This is a genomic window from Microbacterium sp. dk485 (assembly GCF_004570445.1).
GTDB classification, from domain to species: domain Bacteria; phylum Actinomycetota; class Actinomycetes; order Actinomycetales; family Microbacteriaceae; genus Microbacterium; species Microbacterium wangchenii.
Genome location: NZ_SPQW01000002.1, coordinates 479,854 through 505,973 on the forward strand (window position 1 = coordinate 479,854; position 26,120 = coordinate 505,973).

Sequence of the window (26,120 nt, forward strand, 5' to 3'; positions counted from 1 at the left end):
GTGCCTGAGCGCGAGGCGCTCACCGACGAGCTCGGGGTCGACATCGACCCCGAGCTTCTGTCGCTTGCGCTGACGCACCGTTCCTTCGCGTATGAGAACGGCGGCATCGCGCACAACGAGCGCCTCGAGTTCCTCGGGGACTCGGTGCTCGGCCAAGCCGTGACCGTGCGACTGTTCACGCAGCATCCGGATCTCGACGAAGGCGAGCTCGCCAAGCGCCGGGCGAGCGTGGTGTCCACCGTCGCCCTCGCCGAGGTCGCACGGACGATCGGCCTCGGCGCGCACCTGCGTCTCGGACGCGGGGAAGACCTCACCGGGGGGCGCGACAAGGATTCGATCCTCGCCGACACGATGGAGGCCGTCATCGGCGCCACGTACCTCTCGGCCGGTCCGGATGCCGCGACGGCACTGGTGCTGCGCCTCGTCGAGCCTCTTCTGGCCGATCCCGACCGCTACGGTGCGGCGATGGACCCCAAGACGAGCCTGCAGGAACTCGCGGCGCGCCGAGGCATGCCCGCACCGGCGTACGAAGTCGACGCGCGCGGCCCCGACCACGATCGCCGGTTCACGGCCACCGTGCGGGTGGGGGAGCTGGCCGGTACCGGCGAGGGCTCCAGCAAGAAGCAGGCGGAGATGGCCGCGGCTCTCACCGCGTGGCGCCGCCTCAGCGCGCATGCCTGAGCTCCCCGAGGTCGAAGTCGTCCGCGCGGGGCTGGAACCCGCCGTCACCGACGCCCGCATCAGCGGCGTGACGGTGCTGGACCAGCGGGCGCTCACCCGTCACTCCGGCACCCCATCCGAGTTCGAGGCGGCGCTGATCGGCCGGACCATCGAAGGCGCGGCGCGCCGCGGCAAGTTCCTGTGGCTGCCGCTGGCCGGCCCGGCGCCGGAGCGGCCCGAGGCCCTCATGGCGCATCTGGGGATGAGTGGACAGCTGCTGCTGCGCGCCGCGGGCGCGCCGGCGGAGCGTCACGAACGCGTGCGCATCGACGTGGATTCGCCCCGTCATGGCGAGCTGGCCGTCGTGTTCGCCGACCAGCGCACGTTCGGCTCCCTCGCGGTCGACGCCCTCGTCCCCACGCCGGACGGTGCGCCCGGCGGCTGGGGAAGCACGCGGGCGGAGGTCCCGTCGCAGGCCGCGCACATCGCGCGCGACCCGCTGGACCCCGCGTTCGACGCTGCCGGCTTCCGCGCCGCGCTGGCAGGCAAGAAGTCCGGCATCAAGCGGGTGCTGCTGGATCAGACCACCGTCAGCGGCATCGGGAACATCTACGCCGACGAGGCACTGTGGGCGGCGCGTCTGCATCCGGAGACGCCCGCTCAGGTCCTGTCCACGCGCTCCGCCCGGCGGCTCCTCGCGGAAGTGCGGGCGGTGCTGGAGAAGGCACTGGCCGAGGGCGGCACGAGCTTCGATGCGCAGTACGTCAACGTCAACGGTGAAGCCGGCTACTTCGCCCACTCGCTGAACGCCTACGGGCGGACGGGACAGCCGTGCCCGCGGTGCGGCCGGCCGATCGTCCGGGTGTCGTTCATGAACCGCTCGAGCCACTACTGCCCGCACTGCCAGCGCCTTCCCCGGCCGGCTCACTCGCCGGGGGAGAGCACCTTCTTCCAGCCGCCCTCGTAGGCGATGGGTACGAATCCGATCGCCTCGTTGATGTCGAGCATGGGTCGGTTCTCCTCGGCATTGGTGGTCAGCACGCGCGGGGAGCCGGGCGCGACGCTCCGCCACGCGATGAGGGCTGCGCACTTGACGAGCATGCCCAGCCGGTGGCCGCGGTGCTCGGAGAGCACGAGCGTGTCCTCCTGCTGCGTGGCCTGCGTGCCGTCGCCTCCCACGACGAGCTCGTTGAAGGCGACGATGTCGCCGGAGTCGACGTGCTGGGCCGCGGTCACCAGCATCCGGCGACGCGCGTCGAGGTAGAACCGCTCGTGGCGGCGCAGCCGGTCGGCGTCCCACACCTCCTCGTCGAACTCCAGGCCGGCCGCCGGTGCGTCGGTGATCATGCGCGACTTCATCCACGCGTACCCCTCGACGAACTCCGGCGGCGTCGGCAGCTCCCACTGCACGACGCGGTAGCCTTCGGCGGCCACCGTCGCCTGCTCCAGCAGCCCCTGGAGGTGGGCGTTCAGGCGAGGATCGGTCAGATCGAGGGCGCTGATGCGCTCGACCTGCTCGAGGGTATGACCGTGCCGCAGGTAGAAGCGCGCCGAGTGATCGCGGGGGACGCTGCCGAATCCGGTCGGCGACGGAAGACGGGGGTCGGCGGAGGCCGGATGCTGCGCCCACGACTGCAGCACTGTGCGCCGGTGGGCGCGGGCGGTGCGTTCGACGAGCTCAGAGGCGGCGGTGCCGATGCCGCGGCCCCACACCGAGCGGCGCAGCTCCACGAGCCAGTACGCGACGCGCGAGCCCTCCTCCAGCGGGATGTCCACGCCGACCCGCCCGACCATCTCGCCGTCGAGGACGACGACCCACAGCATCCGTCGCTCGTTCGGATCCGGCGCGTACGCCGGCAGCAGCTCGTGCGGAGCGAGATGGAAGTCGTCATGGCCGGAGATCTCGGTGGAGATGAGGTTGCGCACCCGCACCATCTCCACGAAGTCGCCCGCATCGTCGGCGTCCACGGAGGCAGGGAGGGGGAGGGGGCGCAGTTCCAGGCCGGCAGGGGAGGTGCTCATCGGGTTTCCTTCACACGGATGGGGGTGGGGGTGCCGGGTCGGGGCCGCCGTGCGACGGCCCCGACCCTTGTCGTCACGGGCGGGTGGGCAGGAGCGCGGCCATTCGCTGGGCGGCCAGTTCGCGCGCCTCGCGGGCGCGCAGGGCCGACCGCCGCCGCGTGTGGGCGTCACGATCCGGGATGGGCTGGATGCTGCGGGTGCCGCGCAGCAGCAGCCACAGTCCCAGACGCAGCGACATGCGGTCGATGAGGCGCACGTCGTGCGCGAGGGAGCGCAGTTCGTGCAACACATCGTGCTCGGCGAGGTCGCGAGAGCGGGCGAGGTCGAGAGGGGTGTTCATGAGGAGGCTTTCGTGAGTCGTGGAGGTCATCGCGCGATGAGGGCGCAGGGGCGCGCGGCGAGAAGCGCGCGGAGGCGGGGCGGCGCCGGGCGGGCCGCAGCCGCAAGGGCGGACACAGGCCGTTCCGCCCGGAAGAGGGCGGAGTTCTCCTGGAGCCCTCTCAGCAGGCTGTGGGAGTGGCGCAGAAGGAGACGGTCACAGCGAAGACCCCGGACGGGTTCCCCATCGGAGCGATGCGATACGCAGTGGGCTGAATCATGCTGGACCTCCTCTCGACTTCAGACGCGACCTGTGACGCTAGCGCGGGGAACCCGATGCCGTCAAGGGTTTTCTCAGGAACTGCCCTCTCCCGGGCGTGTCGGGGTGGGTGCAGGGGCGGTGGTACGGCATGCCGCGCAAGGTTCCCAGACGCGTTCGGGTACCGTGAGCCGGTGAGGAACCCGGCCGGGAAGGCGCATCCATGCACCTGAAGAGCGTCACGCTCAAGGGCTTCAAGTCGTTCGCGCAGCCGACGACCTTCGCACTGGAGCCGGGTGTGACGTGCATCGTCGGCCCCAACGGCTCGGGAAAGTCCAACGTCGTCGACGCGCTGGCCTGGGTCATGGGGGAGCAGGGCGCCAAGACCCTGCGCGGCGGCAAGATGGAGGACGTCATCTTCGCCGGCACCTCCACGCGAGGACCCCTCGGCCGTGCCGAGGTGCAGCTGACCATCGACAACAGCGACGGCGCGCTGCCCATCGAGTACGCCGAGGTCACGATCAGCCGCACGTTGTTCCGCAACGGCGCGAGCGAGTACGCGATCAACGGCGAGACCTGTCGCCTGCTGGACGTGCAAGAGCTGCTGAGCGACTCCGGACTCGGCCGCGAGATGCACGTCATCATCGGCCAGGGCCGCCTCGACAGCGTGCTGCAGGCCACGCCGGAGGACCGGCGCGGATTCATCGAAGAGGCCGCCGGCATCCTCAAGCACCGGCGGCGCAAGGAGAAGACCCTTCGCAAGCTCGAGGCGATGGAGACCAACCTCACCCGCCTGAGCGATCTCGCCGGCGAGCTGCGCCGCCAGCTGAAGCCCCTCGGTCGCCAGGCCGAGATCGCGCGGGAAGCGGCGACGATCGCCGCCGTCGTCCGTGATGCCAAGGCCCGCCTCTTCGCCGACGAACTCGTGGCGCTGCGCACCCAACTGGCCGACCACGCCCGCGCGGAGAACGAACGGCACACCGAACGGGTCGTCCTGCAGGACCAGGCCGAGAACCTGCGGGTGCGCATCGAGCGGCTGGAGAACGACCAGCGCTCGGAAGCGGTCGATCGGGCGCGTCGGGTGGCCTTCTCCCTTCAGCAGGTGCAGGAGCGGCTGCGCGGGCTCTATTCGCTCGCGGGGCAGCGCCTCACCCTTCTCTCGGCCGACGACGACGACCCCGCCGGGTTCTCCGCCACCGTCTCGCGCGGCATGATCGATGACGCCCGCGCCGAGATCGACGAGATCTCCGCCGGACTGGGCGATGCGCAGGATGCTGCCGCCGAAGCCGCCCGCGGCGTCACCCGCGCCCGCGCCGAACTCGATGCCCTCGACGTGGACATCGCCGCACAGAGCGCCCTGGTGTCCGAGCACGACATGCGCATCACCGCCCTGCGCGGCACGGCCGAGGCCGCCGCATCCGCCCTGGCAGCGGTGCGATCGGCCGTCGAGCGTCAGCAGCGGGCGCTGGATGCCGCGCTCGTCCGTCGCGCGGAAGCCGAAGCCGAGCGGGAGGGGCTCGAGCCCGAGTTCGCCCCGGAGGAGTCGGCCGCCGAGCACTCCGCCGCGTACGAACGCGCGCAGCGCGAGGCCAACGAGGCGGAGACGACCGTGGCGGAGCTGCGTGAACGGCTCCACGCCGCCGAACGCGAGCGGGAGGCGCTCACCGCGCAGACGACGGCCCTCGGCCGCGCCCTGGATGTGCGGAACGCCGCCGCAGAACTCGTGGCGGGAGGAGGCGCCGGCATCCGCGGGCTCGTCAGCGACGCGGTCAAGGTCCGCTCCGGCTATGAGGCCGCCATCGCGGCGGCCCTCGGGCCGCTGGCCGAAGGCCTCCTCGTCGACACGCGGGACAACGCCTTCGCCACGGCGCTGCTCGCGCGCGACGGCGACCTGGGGGTTGTGGACATCCTCACCGCACAGGCCACGCCCGGCCGGTCGCAACCGCCCGCGATCTCCGGCGTCGTCCCGGCCGCCGACGTCGTGACGGCCCCGGAGGGAGTCCGCGCGCTGCTGTCATGGGTGCTCGTCGCCGACGACCTCCCCGCCGCACGCGCGGCGCTGACCGAGCTCGAGGACGCCCCCGGTCCGTTCACGATCGTCACGCGGGCCGGCGAGGTCGTCACGGCCGTCACCGTGCGCGCCGGCTCCGGCGCCGGCCGTTCCCGCCTCGAACTGGCCGCCGAGCGCGACGCCGCCGCCGAGCGGCTCGCCGAGATCACGGTCATCGCCGACTCCTTGCGCGAGGCGCTGTCGGACGCGGTGGCCGCCCAGGGCGCGGCGCGTCAGCGCGCCCGTGAGACGCTGAACGCCCTGCGCGCGCAGGACGCCGCGCTGGCCGCGCACGCGGAGAAGGTCAACCGGGCCACGGTCCGCCACGAGGCCGCGGTCGCTGAATGCGACCGGCTCCAGGCCGGACTCGCCCAGGCCCAGGCCGCCGTGGCCGACGCGGAGGCCGCGGAGCGGACAGCGCGGAGCGCCCTGGAGCGGGCGCTGGAGGCGCCCCGCCCGATCCTCGACGCGTCCGCCCGCGACGGCCTGCTGGCAGCTCTGGAAGAGGCGCGCGACACCGAGATGCGCGCGCGGTTGGAGGTCGAGACGCTCCGAGAGCGCGTGCGCGCCGGCGAGGCCCGCGTCATCCAGCTCGAACGCCAGCGGGAGCGCGAACGCGCGGCCGCCGAGGAAGCCGCCCGGCGCGCCGTCGTGCGGCGGGCGCAACGGGAGATCGCCGCCGATGTGGCGGCCCAGCTCCCCGCGCTGCTGGACTCCGTCGACCGCTCGGTCAGCCAGGCGCGCGTGGACCTGGCCGCGGCCGAGTCGGCACGCACGGCCGTGACGGCCGAACTGGCGCAGGCCCGCAGCCAGGAGGCCGCCCTGCGAGACCGCCTCGGCGCGCTCACCGAGAACGTGCACGGCCTGGAGCTGCAGATCCACGAGAAGCGCCTGCACGTGACGAGCCTCCTCGAGCGCGTGCACTCGGAGTTGGGGCTGGAGGAGGATATTCTCGTTCGGGAATACGGTCCCGATCAGCCGATCCCCTCGGATACGCCGGTCCCGGAGGGTGAGGAGCCGCCGCTGGTCGCCTTCGACCGCGCCGCCCAGAAACGTCGCCGCGCCGACGCGGAGCGCAAGCTCTCCCAGCTCGGGCGGGTGAACCCCCTCGCTCTGGAGGAGTTCGCCGCCCTCGAGCAGCGTCACGCCTTCCTCACGGAGCAGCTGGCCGACCTGACGCAGACGCGCAAAGACCTGATGACCATCATCGAGGAGCTCGACGAGCGGATGCAGACCATCTTCGTCGCCGCCTTCGAAGACACCAAGGCCGCGTTCGCGGAGGTCTTCCCCATCCTGTTCCCCGGTGGCACCGGCAGCATCACCCTCACAGACCCGGACTCTCCGCTGACGACGGGGATCGAGGTGTCGGTGCGCCCGGTCGGAAAGAAGATCGAGCGGCTGTCGCTCCTCTCCGGCGGGGAGCGGTCACTGGCTGCGGTGGCGTTCCTGGTGTCGATCTTCCAGGCCCGGCCGAGCCCGTTCTACATCCTCGACGAGGTCGAAGCCGCACTCGACGACGCCAACCTGGGCCGGCTCCTGGGCGTCTTCGAACGCCTGCGCGAGAGCAGCCAGCTCATCGTCATCACGCACCAGAAGCGCACGATGGAGATCGCCGACGCCCTCTACGGCGTCTCGATGCGCCAGGACGGCGTCTCGGCGGTCGTGGGCCAGCGCGTGGGCGATCGCGCGTCGGCCTGACCGCGGCCCGTAGGCTGGAGGCATGGCGGAGAACTCCTGGTCGCTCGGTCGCGCGCTGCGCGGACTGTTCGTCAAGCCCACGATCGACGAGACGACGTGGGAAGACCTCGAGACGGCGCTGCTGACCGCCGACTTCGGCCCCGACATCACCGAACGCATCGTCGATGAGCTGCGGGAGAAGGTCGAGCGATTCCGCACGACCGATCCGCGCGACCTCCAGCGGATGCTGCGGGAGACCCTCGAAGAGCACTTCGCGAAGTTCGACACGACGCTGCGCCTCACCGAGCGCCCTGCCGTCGTGCTCGTGGTGGGGGTCAACGGCGTGGGCAAGACCACGACGATCGGCAAGTTCGCGAAGTTCCTCCAGCGCTACGGCAGGTCGGTCGTGGTGGGGGCCGCCGACACCTTCCGCGCCGCCGCCGTCGATCAACTGGCGACGTGGGCCGAACGCGGGGGAGCGGCGATCGTCCGGCCCCAGCACGAGGGCCAGGACCCGGCATCCGTCGCCTTCCAGACGATCACGTACGCGAAGGAGACCGGCACCGAGATCGTCCTGGTCGACACCGCAGGGCGCCTGCACACCAAGGGCGGGCTCATGGACGAGCTCGGCAAGATCCGCCGCGTGATCGAGAAGCAGGCCCCCATCAGCGAGGTGCTGCTCGTGCTGGATGCCACCACCGGGCAGAACGGTGTGATGCAGGCACAGGCCTTCCTCGAGCACGCCGGCGTCACCGGCCTCGTCATCACCAAGCTCGACGGGTCGGCCAAGGGCGGGTTCATCCTGGCCGTTCAGGAGCGCACCGGCATCCCGGTCAAACTCCTCGGCCAGGGCGAGGGCGTCGGCGACCTGACCGGTTTCACGCCGCACGTCTTCGCCGCGTCGCTCGTGGACTGACCACGGCGACTACCGCACTACCGAAGGGACTGGTTTCATAGGGCCATGGCGATCGAGCACGACTTCTTCGGACTCTTAGAGTCGGGCCCGGACGGATCCATCTTCTGGTCCGAGAACGTCGAACTGGGCGACCAGACGGTGACGGTCGACCTGACCGCTCCCGACCAGGACGATGTGTCGCAGGGGGCGTTGGATGTCGCCGCGGCGATGGTGTCGTCTCTGGAGGCGATCGACCGCACGGCCCGCAACGCCATGGTGTCCGAGCTCGATGACCGCACGAGCGAGGTGATCGAGTACATCCTCCAGCAGCAGCAGGTGCTGGGCGAGGAGCTGGAAGACCTCATGGTCGACGTCTCCGGCGACGTGCAGGTCGACGTCATCCGCTCCCTGCAGCTGATGAGCATGACGATCCTCGCCGACGAGCACGGCGGCAGCGAGCCCTTCGCGGTGCTGGAGTACGCGCTGGACCCCGACGCCACCGACGACGTGCTGCTGGTGAACCTCGCCTCCGACGGGCACGTGCAGTCGGTCACGAGCGCGGACTGACCGCCCCGGCGTGCAGACCTTCCTGCCCTACCCGTCGTTCCGCGAGTCCGCGCGCGTGCTGGACCGCCCACGACTGGGTAAGCAGAGGGTCGAGGCGTTCCAGCTGCTCCGCGCTCAGACGGTTCCGGGCTACGGGTGGCGCCACCATCCGGCGGCGAAGATGTGGACCGGGTACGTGCCCGCGCTCGTGGCCTACGGATTGGCGATGACCGACGAGTGGATCGCATCCGGTCGCGCCGACACCGTGCGCGACAAGCTGCTCGCGTTCGCGCCGGAGATCGACGGCGTCCCGCAGGAAGAGCTCGACGTGCCGCCGTGGCTCGGCGACGAGGCCTTCCACCTCTCGCATCGGTCGAACCTCATCCGGAAGGACCCGGAGCACTACCGGCCGATCTTCGGCGACATCCCCGACGATCTGCCCTACATCTGGCCGACCGTCTGAGTCGGACCGCCTGCGCGAAGCCGGACCCCACGCCGCGATCGGCGGCGAATCCGCGCCGACTAGCCTGGAGGAATGTCGAGTGAGAGCCGTACCGGGCGCCCGAAGGCGTCGTCGCGCGAGACTCTCGCCGAAGCGGCGTGCGAGCTGTTCCTCGAGCAGGGATATCACGCCACCTCCGTCTCCGACATCACCACGCGGGCCGGGGTGAGCCGCTCCAGCTTCTTCAACTACTTCGCCTCGAAGGGTGACGTGCTGTGGGCGGCTCTGGATGAACGCATCCTCGCGCTGACGCGGCGACTGCGCGACGAGCCGGCCGGCGACGCCGACGCGCGCGTGCGCAGCGCCGTGACCGCCCTCGCCGACGGCTTCCGGCCCGACAGTCTCGCGCTGGCTGCCGCGCAGGCCGAGGCGATGGGGATCCGCGACGAACTCCAGCGCGAGGCGGGGGTGCGCAGGGCGCGGATCGCCGAGGCGGTCGCCGAGCGCCTGCGGCGGGAGGGCGTCGATCCGCTTCAGGCCGAGGTGCTCGGCGCGGCCTACGGGGGAGCCGTGCTCGCGGCCATCTGGCGATGGGCCGCGCGGGGTCCGGGCCGCAGCGAGCTGGTCGATGTGCTGACGGCCGCACTGGCGGTCGTGCCGCGCGCTGACAGCCTCGACCAGGCGGACGGCGCGCTCGCGTAAACTTGCCGCATCATGGCTACCTTCGGCACGCTCTCCGATCGGCTCACCGAGACCTTCCGCAACCTCCGGACCAAGGGCAAGCTCACGCCCGCGGACGTGGACGGAACGGTCCGCGAGATCCGTCGCGCCCTCCTCGAGGCCGACGTGGCGCTGCCGGTGGTGAAGGACTTCACCGCGGCGGTGCGCGAGCGCGCCCTCGGCGACGAGGTCAATCGTGCGCTGAACCCGGCCCAGCAGGTCGTGCAGATCGTCAACGAGGAGCTCGTCGGGATCCTCGGCGGCCAGCAGCGTCGCCTGCAGTTCGCCAAGAACCCGCCGACCATCATCATGCTCGCCGGCCTCCAGGGTTCGGGGAAGACGACCTTCGCCGGCAAGCTCGCCCGCTCGCTGGAGAAGGACGGACACACGCCGCTGCTCATCGCAGCCGACCTCCAGCGGCCCAACGCCGTCAACCAGCTGCAGGTGGTGGCTGAGCGCGCCGGAGCTGCGATCTACGCCCCCGAGCCGGGCAACGGCGTCGGCGACCCGGTGAAGGTCGCGCGTGACGGGGTCGAGTACGCGCGTCGTCAGCAGCACGACACCGTCATCATCGACACCGCCGGACGCCTCGGCGTGGATGCCGAGCTCATGAAGCAGGCCGCCGACATCCGCCGCGCGACCGACCCCGACGAGGTCCTGTTCGTCATCGACGCGATGATCGGTCAGGACGCCGTCAACACCGCCAAGGCGTTCCAGGAGGGCGTCGACTTCACCGGCGTCGTGCTGTCCAAGCTCGACGGCGACGCCCGTGGCGGTGCCGCCCTGTCCGTCGCATCCGTCACGGGGCGACCCATCATCTACGCCTCCACGGGTGAGGGTCTCGACGACATCGAGCCGTTCCACCCCGACCGTATGGCGTCGCGCATCCTCGACCTCGGCGACATCCTGACCCTCATCGAGCAGGCGCAGCAGGCCTTCGACGAGGAAGAGGCGATGAAGGTCGCCGAGAAGCTCGCGACGGAGACCTTCACGCTCGAGGACTTCCTCGAGCAGATGCAGCAGATGAAGAAGATGGGCTCCATGAAGAAGATGCTCGGGATGCTCCCGGGTGTCGGCTCCATGAAGCAGCAGCTGGAGAACTTCGACGAACGCGAGATCGACCGCACCGAAGCCATCATCCGCTCCATGACGCCCGCCGAGCGGCGCAACCCGAAGCTGCTCAACGGCTCGCGGCGCCTGCGGATCGCGCGCGGTTCGGGCATGACCGTGACCGACGTGAACTCCCTCGTGCAGCGCTTCGAGCAGGCCGCGAAGATGATGAAGACCATGGCCCGCGGCGGTGTGCCGAACATCCCGGGGATGGGTCCCGTCCCCGGCGCCGGTCGCCCCGGAGCCTCGTCCAAGCGCGGCAAGCAGCAGAAGTCGAAGGGCTCGCGCTCGGGCAACCCGGCCAAGCGGGCCGCGGAGAACGCCGGTCTGGCCGCATCCGCCCCCGCCGCACCGACGGGCTCGGGCTTCGGCCTGGGTGGCGGTGCCGGCGCGGCTGCGCCGAGCGAGTCCGACCTCGCCGAACTGCAGAAGCTCCTCGGCCGCGGCTGACCCGCCGCCGTCCCGGTGCGGCCGCGCCCACATTCAGGAGATCAGCTGAATTCAGGCCGAAGTAGGCCCCAGGCGTCCTGATCCGGGCATATCTCCTGAATTCGGATGCGGCGGGGTCTCCTCCCCACGCGGCGATCGGCGCGTCCTCTCCACGGATCGCGTGCGACGGCGCCGACCGTCGCGGTCGGGCGGCACGCTCAGGACATGTCTCGACACGTCGCCCTCCTGCGCTGGGTCCGCGAGGGCAAGGGTGTGGCCCATACGTCGGCCGCACGCGCCGCGGGATTCAGCAAGACCGATGTCGCCCGCGCGGTGGAACTCGGGTTGCTCCGCCGCGTTCGCCGCTCCTGGCTCGTCGCACCTGACGCCGATCCCCGCCGCGTCGCGGCAGCAGCGGTCAGCGGCCGAACGACGTGCGTCACGCAGGCCGTCCTCGTCGGGCTGTGGGTCCCGAACCACGACGGGGTGCACGTCGCCGTCGCCGCGAACGCCGCTCGTTTCGACGCCGCCGGCCTCGTGGTGCACTGGGCGGCGGGGCCCGCGCCGGTCGCCCCGACGTCGAACGAAGACCCGCTCGTCAACGTGCTGTTCCACGCCGCGCGGTGTCTGCCACGCACGGAGGCGATGGCCGTGTGGGAGTCCGCGTTACGGCTGCGGCTCGCCGAGGCGCCCATCCTGCAGGCCGTCCAGTGGGGGAGCCCCGCGGCGCGGGAGCTGGCCGACGCGGCATCCCTCCTCTCGGACTCCGGACTCGAAACCCGTTTTCTCGCGGGCATGCGCGCCCTCGGGATCGCCCTGCGCCAGCAGGTCTGGCTCGATGGCCACCCCGTGGACGTGCTCATCGGGCAGCGGCTCGTGGTGCAGCTGGACGGCTTCGCCCATCACCGGGCCGCGGACCGCCGCCGCGATATCGCCCACGACGCTCGCCTCCGCCTCCGCGGCTATACGGTGCTCCGGTTCGACTTCCACCAGGTGCTGTTCGACTGGGCGTACGTCGAGGAGACCGTGGTGCTCGCCATCGCGCAGGGTCTCCACCTCGCCAGCCGCTCATCATGATCAACCGGATTCAGGAGATCGACCGGAATCAGGAGGGATGCAGCGGATTCGGTCCTGACTCCGGCGATTCTCCTGAATTCGGGCTGGCGGCGGCCGGTCAGGAGGCGAAGGAGCGCAAGTGCTCGCGCAGCGTGGGCCCGCTGCGGAACTCCCGGATGAGGTGCTGCGCGACCTCGCGCAGGTCGCCGTCGGCGGCCTCGGCCACCGCGAGCTGACGGGCGGAGCTGCCGCCGGTCGTGAGGATCGTCTCGAGCGCGGCGAGCTCGCGCGCGCACTTCAGCTCCACGGCGATGTCGGCGACCTCATCGACCGTCTCTCGGAGGTGGTCCACGACGGGCGCTTGCGTCCCCTCGGCGTCGACGATGATGCGCGCGCCCAGGCCGTACCGGGCGGCGCGCCACTTGTTCTCCCGGATGTACCACGGCGGGATGCGGGGGATCGGCCGCCCCTCGTCGAGGTCGCGCGAGAAGCGTTCCACGAGCGTCTGGGCGAGCGCGGCGACGGCGGCGAGTTCGGGGAGGGTCGACATCCCGTCGCACGCGCGGATCTCGATCGTGCCCCAGCGCGGTGCGGGGCGGATGTCCCACCGCACCTCGGTGGCGTCGGCCATGACGCCGGTGCGCATCATGTCATCCAGGTACGCCTCGTACTGGGCCCAGTTCTCCAGCTGCCACGGCAGCCCGGCGGTGGGCAGCTGCTGGAACACCAGCGCGCGGTTGGAGGCGTAGCCGGTGCGCTCTCCCGCCCAGAACGGGCTCGACGCCGACAGCGCCTGCAGGTGCGGCAGGTACACCGACAGCGCGTCGATGAGGGGGAACACCTTGTTGACGTCTTCCACTCCCACGTGCACGTGGATGCCCCAGATGAGCATGTTCCTTCCCCACCACTGGGTGCGCTCGATGAGCTTGTGGTAGCGGGTCTTGTCGGTCACCTGCTGGTCGTACCACTGCGCGAAGGGGTGGCTGCCGGCGCACAGCAGCTCGACGCCGAACGGCTCGGTCTGCGTGCGGACGGCGGCGATCGCGTCGGCGATGTCATCCACGGCGGCCGCGACGGTGTCGCCGACGCCGCTGGTCAGCTCGATGGTGTTGGTGAGCAGTTCCTGCGTGATGGTGAAGCGCTCGAGCTTCGTGCTCTCCTCCAGCGGCTCGACGATGTCGGGCGCGCGGGGGACGAGATCGCCGGTTTCGCGGTCGGCGAGCATCAATTCCCACTCGATCCCGACCGACGAACGTGCGGAGGGCGCGAACGGGACCGTCATGGCGACAGTCTGACACGGGGACGCACCGCGACCGCTCGTTTCGCAGCATCCCCCGATGTCTGGCAGAATAGAGGGCTGGACCGTGTGCTCGACCCTCTATCCAGCCCCGGTCCGACCATTTGAGCTTCCGTCGGATGCGTACCCCACTCCGGCGACCGGTTCGTCACCTTCCACACCACCAGGAGAATCGTGGCTGTCAAGATCCGTCTCAAGCGTCTCGGAAAGATCCGCGCGCCCTACTACCGCATCGTCGTCGCCGACTCGCGCACCAAGCGCGATGGTCGTGTCATCGAGGAGATCGGCAAGTACCACCCCACCGAGGAGCCCTCGTTCATCGAGGTCGACTCCGACCGCGCGCAGTACTGGCTCGGCGTCGGCGCACAGCCGACCGAGCAGGTCGCCGCGCTGCTGAAGCTCACCGGTGACTGGGCCAAGTTCAAGGGCGAGAAGGACACCTCCTCGAAGGTGCGCGTCGCCGAGCCGAAGGCTCCGTTCGAGGTCGACTCGTCCAAGAAGTCCGTCGTCAAGCCCAAGGCCGAGAAGAAGGCCCCCGCGGCCGACGCCTCCGCCGACGACGCCCCCGCGGCGTCCGACTCCGAGTAATCCGTTGCTGGCCGCCGCGCTCGAGCACGTCGTCAAGGGGATCGTGGATCACCCCGACGACGTGACCATCCGCTCCAGCACGTCCCCGCGAGGCGACGTGCTGGAGGTGCGCGTGCACCCGGACGACCGGGGGCGCGTGATCGGGCGCGGCGGACGCACGGCCAAAGCGCTGCGTACTCTCATCTCGGCGCTCGCGGACGGTCGTCGCGTTCGCGTCGACGTCGCCGACGACTGATGTCGGACGCAGCACAGCCCCGACCCGCCAAGCCCCCGCGCACGCAACTGCGCGTGGGCCGGCTGGTCAAGGCGCACGGGCTCAAGGGCGCCCTCAAGCTCGAGCTGTACACCGATGACCCCGAGGGCCGGTTCGTCCCTGGCGCGACGTTCACACTGCAGGTGCCGACGTCCTCGCCGTGGCACGGCAAGACGCTCACCGTGCGGGAGTTCCGCTGGATGAACAGTCACGCCGTCGCCTTCTTCGAGGGCGTGGACGACCGTTCCGCCGCCGAGGAGCTCGTCCGCGCCATCCTCTGGATCGATGAGGATGCCGCGGCCTCTCCCGCCGAGGACGACGCGTGGTACGACCACCAGCTGGTGGGCCTGGACGTCGTGCGCGACGGCGAGGTGGTCGGACGCGTGGCGCGCGTGGACCACATGCCCGCGCAGGACCTGCTGATCGTGACGGCGGGCGAGCGCGAGGTCCTCGTGCCGTTCGTGAAGGCGATCGTCCCGGAGGTCGATGTCTCCGCCGGGCGCGTGGTGGTCACCCCGCCGCCCGGGCTGTTCGAGGAGCTGCCCCCGGCGGCCGACGACGAGCCGGAGCCGGCCGAAGCCGTTCCCGCATCCGACGAGGACGAGCCCCGGGAGGACTGACGTGCGCATCGACGTCGTCTCGATCTTCCCGTCCTTCTTCGACGCGCTCGAGGTGTCGCTCCTGGGCAAGGCCCGCGCGGCCGGCGTGCTCGACATCCGCGTCCACGACCTGCGGGACTGGACGCACGACCGTCACCGCACCGTCGATGACACCCCCTACGGCGGCGGAGCCGGCATGGTCATGAAGCCCGAGCCGTGGGGCGAGGCGCTGGATGACATCGTGCGCGACACGCGCGAGCGCCCCGTCTTCGTCTTCCCGTCCCCGGCCGGCGAGGTGTTCCGCCAGTCCACCGCGCGCGAACTCGCGCATGCGCCGCACCTGGTCTTCGGATGCGGTCGCTACGAGGGGATCGACGAGCGGGTCTTCGCCGAGGCCGCCACCCTGGGCGAGGTGCGGCTGATCAGCCTGGGCGACTACGTCCTCAACGGCGGCGAGGTCGCGGCGATGGCGATGATCGAAGCCATCGGCCGGCTCATCCCCGGCGTCGTCGGCAATCCGCAGAGCCTCGTGGAGGAGTCCCACGAAGACGGCCTGCTGGAGTACCCGTCGTACACGAAGCCGGCCGTGTGGCGCGGCCGGGAGGTGCCGCCGATCCTGCTCAGCGGCAATCACGGCGCGATCGCCGCGTGGCGCCGCGAACAGCAGATGGAGCGTACGCGCCTGCGCCGCCCCGACCTCCTGGCCGAGTGAGTACTCCGCTGCCCTGATCCGGCCGGATCAGTCCACGCCGAGGAAGGACCGATCCGTCAGGATGACGGGCCCCTCCTCGGTGATGGCCACGGTGTGCTCGGAGTGCGCGCCGCGCGACCCGTCGGCGCTGCGCAGCGTCCAGCCGTCGGGGTCGGTGATGAGCTTGTCGGTGGTGGCGAGGAACCACGGCTCCAGGGCCAGAACGAGGCCTGCGCGCAGCGGATAGCCGCGTCCGGGCTTGCCGTCGTTGGCCACGTGGGGGTCGCCGTGCATTTCGCGCCCCACGCCGTGCCCGCCGAAGTCGTTGTTGATGGAGTACCCGTCGGCGCGGGCGACGGCGGCGATCGCGGCGGAGATGTCGCCGATGCGGTTTCCGACGGTCGCGGCGTGGATCGCCGCATCCAGGGCACGCTCGGTGGTGTCGATGAGTGCGAGGTCTTCGTCGCGCGGTGTGCCCACGACGAAGGAGACCGCCGAATCGGCGACCCAGCCGTCCACGGACACGGCGAAATCCAGCGTCACCAGGTCGCCGTCGCGCAGCGCGTAGTCGTGCGGCAGCCCGTGCAGCACGGCGTCGTTGATCGACGTGCAGATGACCTTGCCGAAGGGGCTCGCCCCGAACGAGGGGTGATAGTCGATGTAGCACGACTCGGCTCCGGCACGACGGATCATGTCGTGGGCGCGACGGTCGATCGCCAGCAGGTTGGTGCCCACCTTGGTCTCATCGCGCAGGGTCGCCAGCGCCTCCGCCACGAAGCGGCCGGCCGGCCGCATCGCCTCGATCTCCGCCGGGGTGCGCAACTCGATCATGGATGTCCTTCCGTCCCCTCCATTCTCCGTCATGCGCCAGCCGAGAGGATGCCGAGGGAAATCCGGGGCCCGGGACGGGTGCGCGGCCCCCGCGTTAGCATCGGAGCATGTGGCTTCGTCGCGCGTTTTTCTGGTGGTTGTTCCCTGCCGCCGTCGTGCTCCCGGCGTGGCTGCTGGCCGGCTGGATCGCGTTCGACGCCGGCGGGTGGGCGCTGCTGTGGGTGCTGTTCCTCGCGATGCCCTCGGTGTTCGTCTCCCAGCTGATCCTCGCGTTCCTCGTGCGGGCGCGCTCGAGCGTGCGCCTGACGCGAGCCGTGTCGTGGTGGGACGTGCTGGGGTTCGGGGTCTGGCATGCCCTCATCATCGCGACGGGACTGTTCAACGCCACGTGGTTCGCGCCCGTCCTCGTGCTGACCCTGTTCGTCGCCGTCGCGCTGTTCTGGCTGACGCTGTGGCAGCTGTGGCGCGAGGCGCGGGACGGCACCCGGGCCTACCTGCGCGCCGCCGACGGCACGGCCTACCTTCCGCCGCAGCCTCAGCCGCAGGCGCAGCCCAAGGCCGCTGAGACGCCCGTGATCGTCGTCGTGGAGCGCCCGCCGGACGCCTGATGGTTTGGGGGCGCTCCGCATCCATGGCAGAATGGATCATTGTGCCCTGACCGGCTCTGCCACAGGGGAGACCGCCGCGTTCCGCGGCCTCGGGCACACTCCGAACCTCACCAACCATCGTGCGATCGACCTGTGGCGGTCGCAGGAAGAGAAGATCATGCAGATCCTCGATGCCGTCGACGCGGCCTCGCTCCGTTCCGACATCCCCGACTTCGGTCCCGGTGACACCGTCAAGGTGCACGTGAACATCACCGAGGGCACGCGCTCTCGTATCCAGATCTTCCAGGGCATCGTGCTCGGTCGCTCCGGTGACGGCGTGCGCGAGACCTTCACCGTCCGCAAGATCAGCTTCCAGGTGGGCGTCGAGCGCACCTTCCCGGTGCACAGCCCGGTCATCGACCACATCGAGGTCGTGACCCGCGGCGACGTCCGCCGCGCCAAGCTCTACTACCTCCGCGCCCTGCGCGGCAAGAAGGCCAAGATCAAGGAGAAGCGCGACCGCTGAGCGCCTCCGTACCGAAACGCCCCGGCTCCGGCCGGGGCGTTTCTGGTTTCCCGCAGAACCGCTGGGTGGATTCCCGCTGCGCGCGCCAGGTGTGCGACGCTTGACGGGCGGTCCGCGTCGTCCTCGGCGGGCCCGGTGTGAAGGATCCCCATGAGCAGCGACCAGACCGCATCCGTCCCGGCGGCCGCCGCCGGTCCCGCGGGCGGGGAGCACGATCGCCGGCGTGGCTGGCTGATCTTCCTGCGCGACGTCGTGGTCATCGTCGTGGTGGCGCTCCTGGTGTCGTTCCTGGTGAAGACCTTCGTCGTGCGTTCGTTCTACATCCCATCCGCGTCGATGGCGCAGACCCTGCTCGTGGATGATCGCATCCTCGTCGACGAGGTGACGCCCCGGTTCGGCGGCTACGAGCGCGGCGACGTGGTGGTCTTCCGCGATCCGGGCGGGTGGCTCCCGCCCACCGTCCGAGCCCCGCGCCCCCCGATCGTGGAGGCCGGGGAGTGGCTGCTGTCGCTGGTGGGTCTCTCCGCGCCGGACAGCGACGATCACCTCATCAAACGGGTGATCGGCGTCGCCGGCGACCACGTGATCTGCTGCAACGCGCTCGGGCAGGTGAGTGTCAACGGCGTCCCCATCGACGAGACCGACTACCTCAACCTTCCGCCCGGCCGCGACGCCGCCGAGCCGGTGCCGTACGAGATCGACGTGCCGGAGGGGTCGCTGTGGGTCCTGGGCGACAACCGTGACAGCTCGCGTGACTCCCGGTACAACCAGGACCAACCGGGGGAGGGCTTCGTCCCGCTGGAGAACGTCGTGGGCCGGGCGTTCCTCAAGACGTGGCCGGTGAGCCGCTTCGGTCCGATCGACTTCCACCATGACGTCTTCGCCGGCGTCCCCTCGTCCGAGGATCCGCCGTGACGGTCGTGGAGCCGCGTCTGACGCTCGAGCGGCGCCTGCTGAAGGAGCACGCGCTGGTCATCGCGTGCGACGAGGTGGGCCGCGGTGCCCTGGCAGGTCCGGTGGCCGTCGGTGCGGCCGTGATCGACCCGGAGCGCTCACGTAAACGGATCCCCGCCGGACTGCGCGATTCCAAGCTCGTGCCCGAGCTCAAGCGTGCCGACGTGGCAGCGCGGGCGTCGTCGTGGGTCGCGGCCAGCGCCGTCGGGTGGGCGAGCTCGGCGGAGATCGACCAGGTCGGGATCATGCGGGCGCTCGGGCTGGCGGCGATCCGCGCCATCGCCGACCTGCGGACCTACGGTGTGGTCCCCGAAGAGGCGATCGTCATCCTCGACGGCAACTACGACTACATCACCGCCGCCGGTGCGTCCGGGCTCCGCGTCACGCCCGTGATCAAAGCAGACCGCGATTGCGCGAGCGCCGCCGCGGCATCCGTCATCGCCAAGGTCGCCCGTGACGCGGTCATGACCGGCCTGCACGACGAGACCCCGGCCTACCAGTGGGTGCGCAACAAGGGCTACGCCAGCCCCGAGCACCGCGACGCGATCCGGGCGCACGGGATGAGCCCGCATCACCGACAGTCGTGGGCGATCGCCGACGCCCCCACGCTGTTCTGACCGACCACGCGGCGGGGCTCCGCCCACCGCACCCGCATGCCGCGCCCTAGGATGGAGACACCATGGATGACGATGTCTTCGAGGACTACGACCGCGAACTCGAACTCGCGCTGTACCGCGAGTATCGCGACGTCGTCTCGCAGTTCCAGTACGTGATCGAGACCGAGCGCCGCTTCTACCTCGCCAACGAGGTGAACGTCGTGCGTCGTGACACCGAGCACGACTTCTACTTCGAGATCTCGATGAACGACGTGTGGGTGTGGGACATCTACCGGGCCGACCGCTTCGTGAAGTCCGTGCGCGTGCTCACCTTCAAGGACGTCAACGTCGAGGAGCTGTCGCGCCGCGACTTCCAGCTTCCCGAAGAGCTCTCCCTCGACGGCTGAGCCCACCTCTCCTCCCCAACCGCCGGCTTTCACGCGCCGTCCCCGGATGACGCGGCCACCCGCGTCCGGGGGTTCGCGCGCCGTCAGGCTGAGCGCATGGCAGCCAAGGACGACTTCGGCAGGGCGGGCGAGGATCGTGCGGCCGCGCACCTGCGGGCGCACGGGTACACCCTCCTCGACCGCAACTGGCGGTGCCCTCAGGGGGAGATTGACCTCGTCGCCGTGCGCGGCCGCGACCTCGTCGTCGTGGAGGTCAAGTCCCGCCGCTCGGACGCATTCGGCCATCCCCTCGAGGCCATCGACGAGCGCAAGGGAGCGCGACTGTGGCGCCTGGCGCTGGCGTGGATCGCGGCCCACCCCGCCGACGCGCGCGGCCGGCGGCTGCGCGTGGACGCGATCGCGCTGACCGGCGTCGATCCGGCCACCGCGATGCTGGAGCACCTCGAGGATGCGCTGTGACGACCGCGCGCACGCTGTCCATCGCGCTGTCAGGGCTGGACGGCGCCGTCGTCGAGGTGGAGGCCGACCTCACGCCGCAGACACCGGGGTTCCGGGTCATCGGCCTCCCCGACAAGGCCATCGGCGAGGCCGTGCAGCGGGTGACGAATGCGTGCGCCAATCGAAACCTGCCCCTTCCGCGGCGTCGCCTGACGGTGAACCTCTCCCCGGCGAGCGTGCCCAAGCACGGGTCCGGCTTCGACGTGGCGATCGCCGTCGCGGCCTTGGCCACGGAGCATCCGCTGGATGCGGCGCGTGTGGCCTCGACCGTGCACATCGGCGAGCTCGGGCTGGACGGCCGACTGCGCCCCCTGCCGGGGGTGCTGCCCGCCGTGCTCGCGGCGGCACGCGGCGGCGTCGCCCGCGCGGTCGTCCCGTGGGCCAACCTGGCGGAGGCGGAGCTGGTGGAGGGCATCGAGGTCTTCGGCGCCGTGTGCCTGGCCGACGTGCTGCGCTGGCACGGAGCGGCCACCGATGCTCCCGAACTCGACGCCGTGAGCGTACAGGGCGGGGTCGAGCCGGTGGCGTCCGACGAGGTGCCCGACCTCTCGGACGTCATCGGGCAGCCCGAGGCGGTCGAGGCGATGGTCGTCGCCGCCGCCGGTGGGCATCACGTTCTGCTGAGCGGACCGCCGGGTGCGGGCAAGACGATGCTCGCGCGGCGGCTGCCGGGCATCCTGCCGCCCCTGGACGACGATGCGGCGCTCACGGCGGCGTGTGTGCGCTCGCTCGCGGGTGCCCAGGTGACCCGCCTCTCGCGCACGCCTCCGTGGGAGGCGCCCCACCACAGCGCGAGCGTGGGCGCTCTGGTGGGCGGCGGGTCGCGCGTCGTGCGCCCGGGTGCGATCGCGCGTGCGAGCGGCGGAGTCCTGTTCCTCGACGAGGCGGGCGAGTTCGCGGCATCGGCGCTGGATGCCCTGCGGCAGCCGCTGGAGTCCGGCACGATCGCCATCCACCGCGCCGGGGCGTACGCGTCCTATCCGGCCCGGTTCCAGTTGGTGCTCGCGACCAATCCATGCCCGTGCGGTCAGTACGGGGTTCCCGGCGGCACGTGCGTGTGCCCGCCGCACGCGATCCGCCGCTACCTCGGGCGCCTGTCCGGCCCGCTGCTGGACCGCATCGACATCGAGCTGTCGCTGCGGCGGGTCTCCGTCGCCCACCGCGACGCGGCACCACACGTGACGACCAGCGCCGCCGCGCGCGGACGGGTGCTCGCCGCACGGGAGCGCACCCTGGCGCGGCTCAAGGAGACACCGTGGCGCCGCAACGCCGACGTGCCGGGGACATGGCTTCGCCAGGGCCCGCTCGCCCTGGCGCCCATCGTGCGTCGGCCGCTCGATGCCGCCCTGCATCGCGGCGCGCTCACGCTGCGCGGTTATGACCGCGTCCTGCGGGTCGCCTGGACCCTCGCCGACCTCGCCGGGCGCGCCACCGTGGACGTCGGCGACATCGGACGCGCCCTCTTCCTCAAGAGAGGGGTCATGGCATGAGTGGATTCGATCTGTCGGCCGACGCGTCCACCGCGGCATTGCGCGGCGTGCGCGCCGCATCCGCTGCATCCGCCGACGTGTACGCCCGTGCCGTGTGGAGCGTGCTCACCGAACCGGGCGACCGCGTCGCCGGAGCGCTGATCGCGCACCTGGGCGCGGCGCCCGCATTGCGGCACGCCCTCTCCGGCGCCGCAGCGGAGTCGCCCGTGTCGCCGCGGGACATGGCGACCGCGCGGGAGCGGTGGATGCCGCGGGCCGACCCCGCACTCGTCGCCACGGCGCTGGAGCGCGCCCGGCGTTCGGGAACCCGGCTCGTCGTACCCGGGGACGCGGAATGGCCGACCCGCCTGGGTGACCTGGGCGAGCACGCGCCGCATGCGCTGTGGATGCAGGGGACGCCCGGCGACTGGAACGTCACGCCCGCGGTCGCTCTCGTGGGCGCCCGCGCGGCGACCGGCTACGGGGAGCATGTGGCCGCGGAGCTGTCGGCCGAGCTGGCCGGCGAGGGGGTGACGGTCGTCTCCGGCGCCGCCTACGGGATCGACGGCGCCGCGCACAGGGCCGCGCTGTCCGCCGGCGGCCGCACCGTCGCCCTCCTGGCCGGTGGGGTCGACCGCCCGTATCCGACCGGTCACACCGACCTTCTCCGCCGCATCGCGAGCCACGGCGTGGTGGCGGGGGAGACGCCGTGCGGCACGGCACCCAGCAAGTGGCGGTTCCTCGCGCGCAACCGGCTCATCGCGGCGCTGTCCGACGCCACGATCATCGTGGAGGCCGGCGTGCGCAGCGGGTCGCTCAACACCGCCGCGCACGCGGCCTCCCTCGGCCGGGCGCTCGGTGCTGTTCCCGGGCCGGTCACCAGCGCCGCATCCGCGGGGGCGCACCGCATCCTGCGGGAGTTCGACGGGGTGTGCATCACCGGCGCCGACGACGTGCGAGAGCTTCTCGGGTTCACCGTGGCGGCGCCAGTGGCGACCGGAAGCCGCACCTCCGAGCTCACGCGCCTGCTCGATGCCGCGAGCACGCGTGTCGCGACGCCGGCCCTCGAGCTGGCGCGGCGCAGTGGCCTGGCGCCGGCGGAGGTGGAGGCGCTGCTCGGCCTGGCCGCCCTGTCCGGCGACCTCCTGGCCGACGGGGACGGCTGGCGACGCGCGCCGACCCGGTGACCCGCCGCGCGCCCGCCCCCCACGGGCGGCGCGGCGGGGCATCCTGGGAGAGTGCTGCTGAGTGCCGCGACCGACGCCTACCTCGCCGACCTGGAGTCGGTGCGGCGGCTTGCGCCGGCGACGGTGCGCGCCTACCGGTCCGACCTCGACGATCTGATCGCCACCGTCGGCGACGCGCCGCTGGCGGAGGTGGACGTCGAGCACCTGCGGGAGTGGTCATGGGGCGCGGCGCAGCACGGGCTGGCGCGCAGCACGCTGGCGCGGCGCACCGCCGCCGTGCGCGGACTGTTCCGCTGGGCGCGGGAGGAGCACCTCATCGAGTCCGACCCGACGCTCCGGCTGACCAATCCCAAACGCGGACGCACGCTGCCGCAGGTCGCCTCGGCCGACTCGCTGCGCGAGGTGCTCGAAGAGCTCGCGGTCCGCGCCGCAGAGGGCGACCCGGTGACGCTGCGCGACTCCGCCGTGCTCGAGCTCCTGTACGGCGCGGGCGTGCGCGTGTCGGAGCTGTGCGGACTCGACGTGGATGACCTGGACCCGCAGCGGCGGACCGTGCGGGTGCTGGGCAAGGGATCGAAGGAGCGGGTCGTGCCGTACGGCGGCGCCGCCGCCCGGGCCCTCGACGGGTACCTCGTGCGTGCCCGGCCCGCGCTCGCCGCGCGCGCGGACGATGCCGGGGCCGCACTCTTCCTCGGCGTCCGCGGACGGCGCCTGGGGGTGCGCACGGTGTACGACCTGGTCACCCGCACGGTCGGGCCGGCCGTGGGATCGGCGGCGGTGGGGCCCCACGCGCTGCGCCATTCCGCCGCAACCCACCTCCTGGACGGCGGCGCCGACCTCCGCGCCGTGCAGGAGATCCTCGGACACGCGAGCCTGGGCACGACGCAGATCTACACGCATGTCTCCAGCGAGCGCCTGAAGGAGTCGTACCGGCTCGCGCACCCGCGCGCGTAGCTGCGCGGGAATCGAGGACTCTCGCGGATCGAGAGCACCCGGGTCTTTCGGACCTTCGATCGGCCGGATCTCCTCGTTCGCCGGGCGAGGGACCTACCGTGGAAACATGACTCGACGCGCACACCTGGCCGTTCTGGTGGCATCGGCGGCGATCCTGTCCGGATGCGCCGCGCCCGACCCCGTCGTGACGCGCCTGCCCTCCGACGAGGCCCGGCCCGTGCCGTCGGCCACGTCCTCGCCTCCGGCGACGCCGACAGCAGCCCCGGCCGACCCCGGCACCGCGCAGGACTGCGCCGGCGCACCGCTCACGCTCACGGCGGGCTCGCCCTCCCTGGCCGTGCGCGGCGACTGCCCCTCGGTGCAGGTGCAGGGCAACGACCTCGCCGTGGACCTCTCGGCCGCCGACATCGACGTGCTGGGCATCGAAGGCGACCGTGTCACGGTCACGGTGGGGGAGACGGATTCGCTCACGCTGGTGGGGAACGACTCCACGGTCACCGCGCGCGATCTCGACGACCTCATCATGACCGGAGACCGCAACACCGTCACCGCGACGGACTCCATCGACGCCGTCACGGTGGACGGGAACGACAACGTCGTCCGCGGCATCGACGACGATGCGGTCATCTCCGACGGCGGGGCCCGCAACTCCATCCAGTGATCCGCGCCTTCAGCAGCACGGCAGGAGGACGGCGCGCGGCACGCCGCCCAGGAGCAGCAGCGGGTTGATGTAGTCGCCGTCCAGCCGCACTCCGAAATGCACGGCTCCCTCGGCGGTATGGCCTCCGGAGGCGACCTCGGCGACCTCCTGCCCGCGAGTCACGGCGTCGCCGGGACGCAGCGCCGACTCCACCGGCTCGAAGGTCGTCACGAGCCCGTCACCGTGATCGATCGTGAGGACGCCCCGGTCCACCACGGTGCCGGAGTAGGCGATGACCCCGTCGGCGGGGGCGCGCACCGCGCCGTCGGCGGCCAGGTCGATGCCGCGGTGCCCCGCACCGGACGCGTGCGCGGGCGCGGCGAAGGGGCGGACGATCTGCACCGGCGCCGTCGGCCACGTCCATCCGCGCTCCATCAGGGGCGCTGAGGCAGGAGTGGTCACCGCCCACACTGCGGCGACGGCCACGGTCACGGCGCTGCGGAACGGATGCGGCATCGCCCCAGGATCGCGCGCGACCACTGCCCACCGGCGGGCGGAAACGGCTCCGGTGGACGGTGCCGGCGATGCGGGGTGCTGGGGAGGCGCGGCTGGTACAGTAGAAGGGCACCCCGTCCGTCGGGGTGACTCCGCGTGTCCACAGCGCACCGCGGTTCCCTGCGAACTGCACCGCGCGGCATCCCGCATCCACCGGTCTCCCGAGCTTTCGCCCGGGAGCGGATGCGTGCCGGACACCAGGCTCGCCGCCCATCCGGGCCGGCGCGAAACCAACCGCAACCCAGGCGCATCCGCGCCCAGAGAAGGAGAACGGCCATGGCCGTCGTCACCATTCGCCAGCTGCTCGACAGCGGCGTCCACTTCGGACACCAGACCCGCCGGTGGAACCCGAAAGTCAAGCGCTTCATCCTCACCGAGCGCAGCGGCATCCACATCATCGACCTGCAGCAGTCGCTGTCCTACATCGACAAGGCGTACGAGTTCGTCAAGGAGACCGTCGCCCACGGCGGCACCATCCTCTTCGTCGGCACCAAGAAGCAGGCGCAGGAAGTCCTCGCCGAGCAGGCGACCCGCGTCGGCCAGCCGTACGTGAACCAGCGCTGGCTCGGTGGCCTCCTCACCAACTTCCAGACCGTCTCCAAGCGTCTCGCGCGCATGAAGGAGCTCGAGGAGCTGGACTACGACAACCCCGCCGAGAGCGGCTTCACCAAGAAGGAGCTGCTGCTGAAGAAGCGGGAGCTCGACAAGCTGCACAAGTCGCTGGGCGGTATCCGCAACCTGCAGAAGACCCCGTCCGCCATCTGGGTCGTCGACGCCAAGCGCGAGCACCTGGCCGTGGATGAGGCCAAGAAGCTCGGCATCCCCGTCATCGGCATCCTCGACACCAACGCCGACCCCGACGAGTTCCAGTACCCGATCCCCGGCAACGACGACGCGATCCGCTCGGTGAGCCTGCTCACCCGCATCATCGCCGACGCCGCGGCCGAGGGCCTCATCCAGCGTCACCAGCCCGCCGGGGAGGCGACCGAGGTCGCCGAGCCGCTGGCGGAGTGGGAGCGCGAGCTGCTCGAGCAGGGTGCCCCGTCGCAGTCCTCCGCCGAGACCGAGAAGGTCGCGGATGTCGCCGAGGCCACCGCCGAGGCGAACGAGCTCATCGCCGACGAGCAGGCCATCGAGGGCGAAGCGGCGACCGAGTCCGCCGCCGACGCCGAGGCAGCCGCCGCCGCGGAGCAGACCACCGACGAGGCCGCTCAGGCCGAGTCCGCCGAGAAGTAATCGGCGCCCACACCACACTCCCGTCGGCGAGGTCGTGACCAGCGACCTCGCCGACGTCTCCCTCAGAA

General features: G+C 71.5%; 29 protein-coding genes. 24 read left to right on the forward strand and 5 right to left on the reverse strand.

All coding sequences use genetic code 11. The features are described 5' to 3' along the window. Both rnc and mutM read left to right on the forward strand, forming a co-directional pair. Complete coding sequence (rnc, locus tag E4V99_RS13015) at window positions 1-681, forward strand: ribonuclease III (RefSeq protein ID WP_135067160.1); 681 nt, start codon at window positions 1-3, stop codon at window positions 679-681. Further along, window positions 674-1,627: a bifunctional DNA-formamidopyrimidine glycosylase/DNA-(apurinic or apyrimidinic site) lyase gene (mutM, locus tag E4V99_RS13020; RefSeq protein ID WP_135067157.1), complete on the forward strand. Its 954-nt coding sequence runs from the start codon at window positions 674-676 to the stop codon at window positions 1,625-1,627. The genes rnc and mutM overlap by 8 nt, the downstream gene beginning before the upstream one ends. Here mutM and E4V99_RS13025 read toward each other — a convergent pair. Together E4V99_RS13025 and E4V99_RS13030 are read right to left on the reverse strand one after the other, a co-directional pair. Beyond that, a complete protein-coding gene (locus E4V99_RS13025; protein WP_135067154.1) occupies window positions 1,585-2,682 on the reverse strand; it encodes a GNAT family N-acetyltransferase in 1,098 nt (365 codons plus the stop codon). The two genes, mutM and E4V99_RS13025, sit on opposite strands and share 43 nt — an antisense overlap. Before the next feature lie 73 nt (window positions 2,683-2,755). Continuing rightward, entirely contained in the window at window positions 2,756-3,052 is a 297-nt protein-coding gene (locus tag E4V99_RS13030) for a hypothetical protein (RefSeq protein WP_135117515.1), read from the reverse strand. A 430-nt stretch (window positions 3,053-3,482) separates the two neighbouring features. On the opposite strand from E4V99_RS13030, the gene smc reads away from it, so the two are divergent. The 7 genes from smc (at window position 3,483) to E4V99_RS13065 (ending at window position 12,205) form a co-directional block, all read left to right on the forward strand. After that, window positions 3,483-7,007, forward strand: a complete 3,525-nt coding sequence (gene smc / locus E4V99_RS13035) for a chromosome segregation protein SMC (RefSeq protein ID WP_135117516.1) — start codon at window positions 3,483-3,485, stop codon at window positions 7,005-7,007. Between the two features lie 22 nt (window positions 7,008-7,029). Beyond that, on the forward strand, window positions 7,030-7,902 hold the full coding sequence (gene ftsY, locus E4V99_RS13040; protein WP_135067145.1) for a signal recognition particle-docking protein FtsY: 873 nt from the start codon (window positions 7,030-7,032) through the stop codon (window positions 7,900-7,902). 45 nt (window positions 7,903-7,947) lie between these two features. Continuing rightward, window positions 7,948-8,448: a DUF2004 domain-containing protein gene (locus E4V99_RS13045; protein ID WP_135067142.1), complete on the forward strand. Its 501-nt coding sequence runs from the start codon at window positions 7,948-7,950 to the stop codon at window positions 8,446-8,448. Between the two features lie 10 nt (window positions 8,449-8,458). Beyond that, entirely contained in the window at window positions 8,459-8,890 is a 432-nt protein-coding gene (locus E4V99_RS13050; RefSeq protein WP_135117517.1) for an MSMEG_6728 family protein, read from the forward strand. 72 nt (window positions 8,891-8,962) lie between these two features. After that, window positions 8,963-9,571 carry a TetR/AcrR family transcriptional regulator gene (locus E4V99_RS13055; protein ID WP_135117518.1) on the forward strand — a complete coding sequence of 203 codons (609 nt, stop codon included), beginning with the start codon at window positions 8,963-8,965 and terminating at the stop codon, window positions 9,569-9,571. 12 nt (window positions 9,572-9,583) lie between these two features. Continuing rightward, window positions 9,584-11,149 (forward strand): signal recognition particle protein, encoded by a 1,566-nt coding sequence (gene ffh, locus E4V99_RS13060; protein ID WP_135067133.1) that lies wholly within the window; start codon window positions 9,584-9,586, stop codon window positions 11,147-11,149. A gap of 204 nt (window positions 11,150-11,353) precedes the next feature. Continuing rightward, window positions 11,354-12,205 carry a type IV toxin-antitoxin system AbiEi family antitoxin domain-containing protein gene (locus tag E4V99_RS13065; protein ID WP_135117519.1) on the forward strand — a complete coding sequence of 284 codons (852 nt, stop codon included), beginning with the start codon at window positions 11,354-11,356 and terminating at the stop codon, window positions 12,203-12,205. 97 nt (window positions 12,206-12,302) lie between these two features. Here the strand turns inward: E4V99_RS13065 and E4V99_RS13070 are convergent, their stop codons facing one another. After that, window positions 12,303-13,466, reverse strand: coding sequence for a glutamate--cysteine ligase (locus tag E4V99_RS13070; protein ID WP_135117520.1), 1,164 nt, complete (start codon window positions 13,464-13,466; stop codon window positions 12,303-12,305). A gap of 189 nt (window positions 13,467-13,655) precedes the next feature. Here E4V99_RS13070 and rpsP point away from each other — a divergent pair, with 189 nt between their 5' ends. Genes rpsP through trmD form a run of 4 tightly spaced genes read left to right on the forward strand, consistent with a single transcriptional unit; the run spans window position 13,656 to window position 15,633 of the window. Continuing rightward, window positions 13,656-14,069 (forward strand): 30S ribosomal protein S16, encoded by a 414-nt coding sequence (gene rpsP, locus E4V99_RS13075; RefSeq protein ID WP_135067124.1) that lies wholly within the window; start codon window positions 13,656-13,658, stop codon window positions 14,067-14,069. A 4-nt stretch (window positions 14,070-14,073) separates the two neighbouring features. Continuing rightward, a complete protein-coding gene (locus E4V99_RS13080; protein ID WP_135067122.1) occupies window positions 14,074-14,304 on the forward strand; it encodes an RNA-binding protein in 231 nt (76 codons plus the stop codon). Then, on the forward strand, window positions 14,304-14,942 hold the full coding sequence (rimM, locus tag E4V99_RS13085; RefSeq protein WP_135117521.1) for a ribosome maturation factor RimM: 639 nt from the start codon (window positions 14,304-14,306) through the stop codon (window positions 14,940-14,942). Before E4V99_RS13080 ends, rimM begins: the two co-directional genes overlap by 1 nt. Before the next feature lies 1 nt (window position 14,943). Beyond that, the gene (gene trmD, locus E4V99_RS13090; protein ID WP_135117522.1) at window positions 14,944-15,633 is read left to right on the forward strand and encodes a tRNA (guanosine(37)-N1)-methyltransferase TrmD; all 690 of its coding nucleotides are present in this window, start codon (window positions 14,944-14,946) and stop codon (window positions 15,631-15,633) included. A gap of 27 nt (window positions 15,634-15,660) precedes the next feature. Here trmD and map read toward each other — a convergent pair whose 3' ends face one another. Further along, window positions 15,661-16,443: a type I methionyl aminopeptidase gene (map, locus tag E4V99_RS13095; protein ID WP_135067112.1), complete on the reverse strand. Its 783-nt coding sequence runs from the start codon at window positions 16,441-16,443 to the stop codon at window positions 15,661-15,663. A gap of 107 nt (window positions 16,444-16,550) precedes the next feature. Between map and E4V99_RS13100 the strand changes: the two genes are divergently transcribed. The 10 genes from E4V99_RS13100 to E4V99_RS13145 all read left to right on the forward strand — a co-directional run bounded on the left by E4V99_RS13100 (window position 16,551) and on the right by E4V99_RS13145 (window position 24,282). Then, window positions 16,551-17,051 carry an MFS transporter permease gene (locus E4V99_RS13100; protein ID WP_135067109.1) on the forward strand — a complete coding sequence of 167 codons (501 nt, stop codon included), beginning with the start codon at window positions 16,551-16,553 and terminating at the stop codon, window positions 17,049-17,051. A gap of 157 nt (window positions 17,052-17,208) precedes the next feature. Beyond that, on the forward strand, window positions 17,209-17,556 hold the full coding sequence (rplS, locus tag E4V99_RS13105) for a 50S ribosomal protein L19 (protein ID WP_135071207.1): 348 nt from the start codon (window positions 17,209-17,211) through the stop codon (window positions 17,554-17,556). A 150-nt stretch (window positions 17,557-17,706) separates the two neighbouring features. Next, window positions 17,707-18,471, forward strand: coding sequence for a signal peptidase I (gene lepB / locus E4V99_RS13110; protein WP_135117523.1), 765 nt, complete (start codon window positions 17,707-17,709; stop codon window positions 18,469-18,471). Then, window positions 18,468-19,127 carry a ribonuclease HII gene (locus E4V99_RS13115; RefSeq protein WP_135067103.1) on the forward strand — a complete coding sequence of 220 codons (660 nt, stop codon included), beginning with the start codon at window positions 18,468-18,470 and terminating at the stop codon, window positions 19,125-19,127. Before lepB ends, E4V99_RS13115 begins: the two co-directional genes overlap by 4 nt. Window positions 19,128-19,189: 62 nt before the next feature. Continuing rightward, on the forward strand, window positions 19,190-19,513 hold the full coding sequence (locus E4V99_RS13120; RefSeq protein ID WP_135067100.1) for a DUF2469 family protein: 324 nt from the start codon (window positions 19,190-19,192) through the stop codon (window positions 19,511-19,513). 96 nt (window positions 19,514-19,609) lie between these two features. After that, window positions 19,610-19,972: a YraN family protein gene (locus E4V99_RS13125; protein ID WP_135117524.1), complete on the forward strand. Its 363-nt coding sequence runs from the start codon at window positions 19,610-19,612 to the stop codon at window positions 19,970-19,972. Continuing rightward, a complete protein-coding gene (locus E4V99_RS13130; RefSeq protein WP_135117525.1) occupies window positions 19,969-21,501 on the forward strand; it encodes a YifB family Mg chelatase-like AAA ATPase in 1,533 nt (510 codons plus the stop codon). The genes E4V99_RS13125 and E4V99_RS13130 overlap by 4 nt, the downstream gene beginning before the upstream one ends. Continuing rightward, entirely contained in the window at window positions 21,498-22,667 is a 1,170-nt protein-coding gene (gene dprA / locus E4V99_RS13135) for a DNA-processing protein DprA (protein WP_135117526.1), read from the forward strand. Before E4V99_RS13130 ends, dprA begins: the two co-directional genes overlap by 4 nt. Window positions 22,668-22,718: 51 nt before the next feature. Continuing rightward, window positions 22,719-23,621, forward strand: coding sequence for a tyrosine recombinase XerC (locus tag E4V99_RS13140; protein ID WP_135067088.1), 903 nt, complete (start codon window positions 22,719-22,721; stop codon window positions 23,619-23,621). 106 nt (window positions 23,622-23,727) lie between these two features. Further along, complete coding sequence (locus tag E4V99_RS13145) at window positions 23,728-24,282, forward strand: DUF3060 domain-containing protein (protein WP_135067085.1); 555 nt, start codon at window positions 23,728-23,730, stop codon at window positions 24,280-24,282. Between the two features lie 9 nt (window positions 24,283-24,291). Here the strand turns inward: E4V99_RS13145 and E4V99_RS13150 are convergent, their stop codons facing one another. After that, window positions 24,292-24,777: a M23 family metallopeptidase gene (locus tag E4V99_RS13150; protein WP_135117527.1), complete on the reverse strand. Its 486-nt coding sequence runs from the start codon at window positions 24,775-24,777 to the stop codon at window positions 24,292-24,294. A 315-nt stretch (window positions 24,778-25,092) separates the two neighbouring features. Between E4V99_RS13150 and rpsB the strand changes: the two genes are divergently transcribed. Further along, on the forward strand, window positions 25,093-26,052 hold the full coding sequence (gene rpsB / locus E4V99_RS13155) for a 30S ribosomal protein S2 (protein WP_135067079.1): 960 nt from the start codon (window positions 25,093-25,095) through the stop codon (window positions 26,050-26,052). The last annotated feature ends 68 nt before the right edge of the window (window positions 26,053-26,120 follow it).

Coding starts and splice junctions, on each gene's coding strand:
- lepB (WP_135117523.1), top strand. CDS start 17,707: ATGAGCAGCGACCAGACCGCATCCGTCCCGGCGGCCGCCGCCGGTCCC.
- map (WP_135067112.1), bottom strand. CDS start 16,443: ATGATCGAGTTGCGCACCCCGGCGGAGATCGAGGCGATGCGGCCGGCC.
- rplS (WP_135071207.1), top strand. CDS start 17,209: ATGCAGATCCTCGATGCCGTCGACGCGGCCTCGCTCCGTTCCGACATC.
- E4V99_RS13100 (WP_135067109.1), top strand. CDS start 16,551: ATGTGGCTTCGTCGCGCGTTTTTCTGGTGGTTGTTCCCTGCCGCCGTC.
- E4V99_RS13125 (WP_135117524.1), top strand. CDS start 19,610: ATGGCAGCCAAGGACGACTTCGGCAGGGCGGGCGAGGATCGTGCGGCC.
- E4V99_RS13025 (WP_135067154.1), bottom strand. CDS start 2,682: ATGAGCACCTCCCCTGCCGGCCTGGAACTGCGCCCCCTCCCCCTCCCT.
- rpsB (WP_135067079.1), top strand. CDS start 25,093: ATGGCCGTCGTCACCATTCGCCAGCTGCTCGACAGCGGCGTCCACTTC.
- rimM (WP_135117521.1), top strand. CDS start 14,304: ATGTCGGACGCAGCACAGCCCCGACCCGCCAAGCCCCCGCGCACGCAA.
- mutM (WP_135067157.1), top strand. CDS start 674: ATGCCTGAGCTCCCCGAGGTCGAAGTCGTCCGCGCGGGGCTGGAACCC.
- E4V99_RS13055 (WP_135117518.1), top strand. CDS start 8,963: ATGTCGAGTGAGAGCCGTACCGGGCGCCCGAAGGCGTCGTCGCGCGAG.
- ffh (WP_135067133.1), top strand. CDS start 9,584: ATGGCTACCTTCGGCACGCTCTCCGATCGGCTCACCGAGACCTTCCGC.
- E4V99_RS13120 (WP_135067100.1), top strand. CDS start 19,190: ATGGATGACGATGTCTTCGAGGACTACGACCGCGAACTCGAACTCGCG.
- E4V99_RS13145 (WP_135067085.1), top strand. CDS start 23,728: ATGACTCGACGCGCACACCTGGCCGTTCTGGTGGCATCGGCGGCGATC.
- E4V99_RS13045 (WP_135067142.1), top strand. CDS start 7,948: ATGGCGATCGAGCACGACTTCTTCGGACTCTTAGAGTCGGGCCCGGAC.
- E4V99_RS13030 (WP_135117515.1), bottom strand. CDS start 3,052: ATGACCTCCACGACTCACGAAAGCCTCCTCATGAACACCCCTCTCGAC.
- ftsY (WP_135067145.1), top strand. CDS start 7,030: ATGGCGGAGAACTCCTGGTCGCTCGGTCGCGCGCTGCGCGGACTGTTC.
- smc (WP_135117516.1), top strand. CDS start 3,483: ATGCACCTGAAGAGCGTCACGCTCAAGGGCTTCAAGTCGTTCGCGCAG.
- E4V99_RS13070 (WP_135117520.1), bottom strand. CDS start 13,466: ATGACGGTCCCGTTCGCGCCCTCCGCACGTTCGTCGGTCGGGATCGAG.
- E4V99_RS13065 (WP_135117519.1), top strand. CDS start 11,354: ATGTCTCGACACGTCGCCCTCCTGCGCTGGGTCCGCGAGGGCAAGGGT.
- dprA (WP_135117526.1), top strand. CDS start 21,498: ATGAGTGGATTCGATCTGTCGGCCGACGCGTCCACCGCGGCATTGCGC.
- E4V99_RS13150 (WP_135117527.1), bottom strand. CDS start 24,777: ATGCCGCATCCGTTCCGCAGCGCCGTGACCGTGGCCGTCGCCGCAGTG.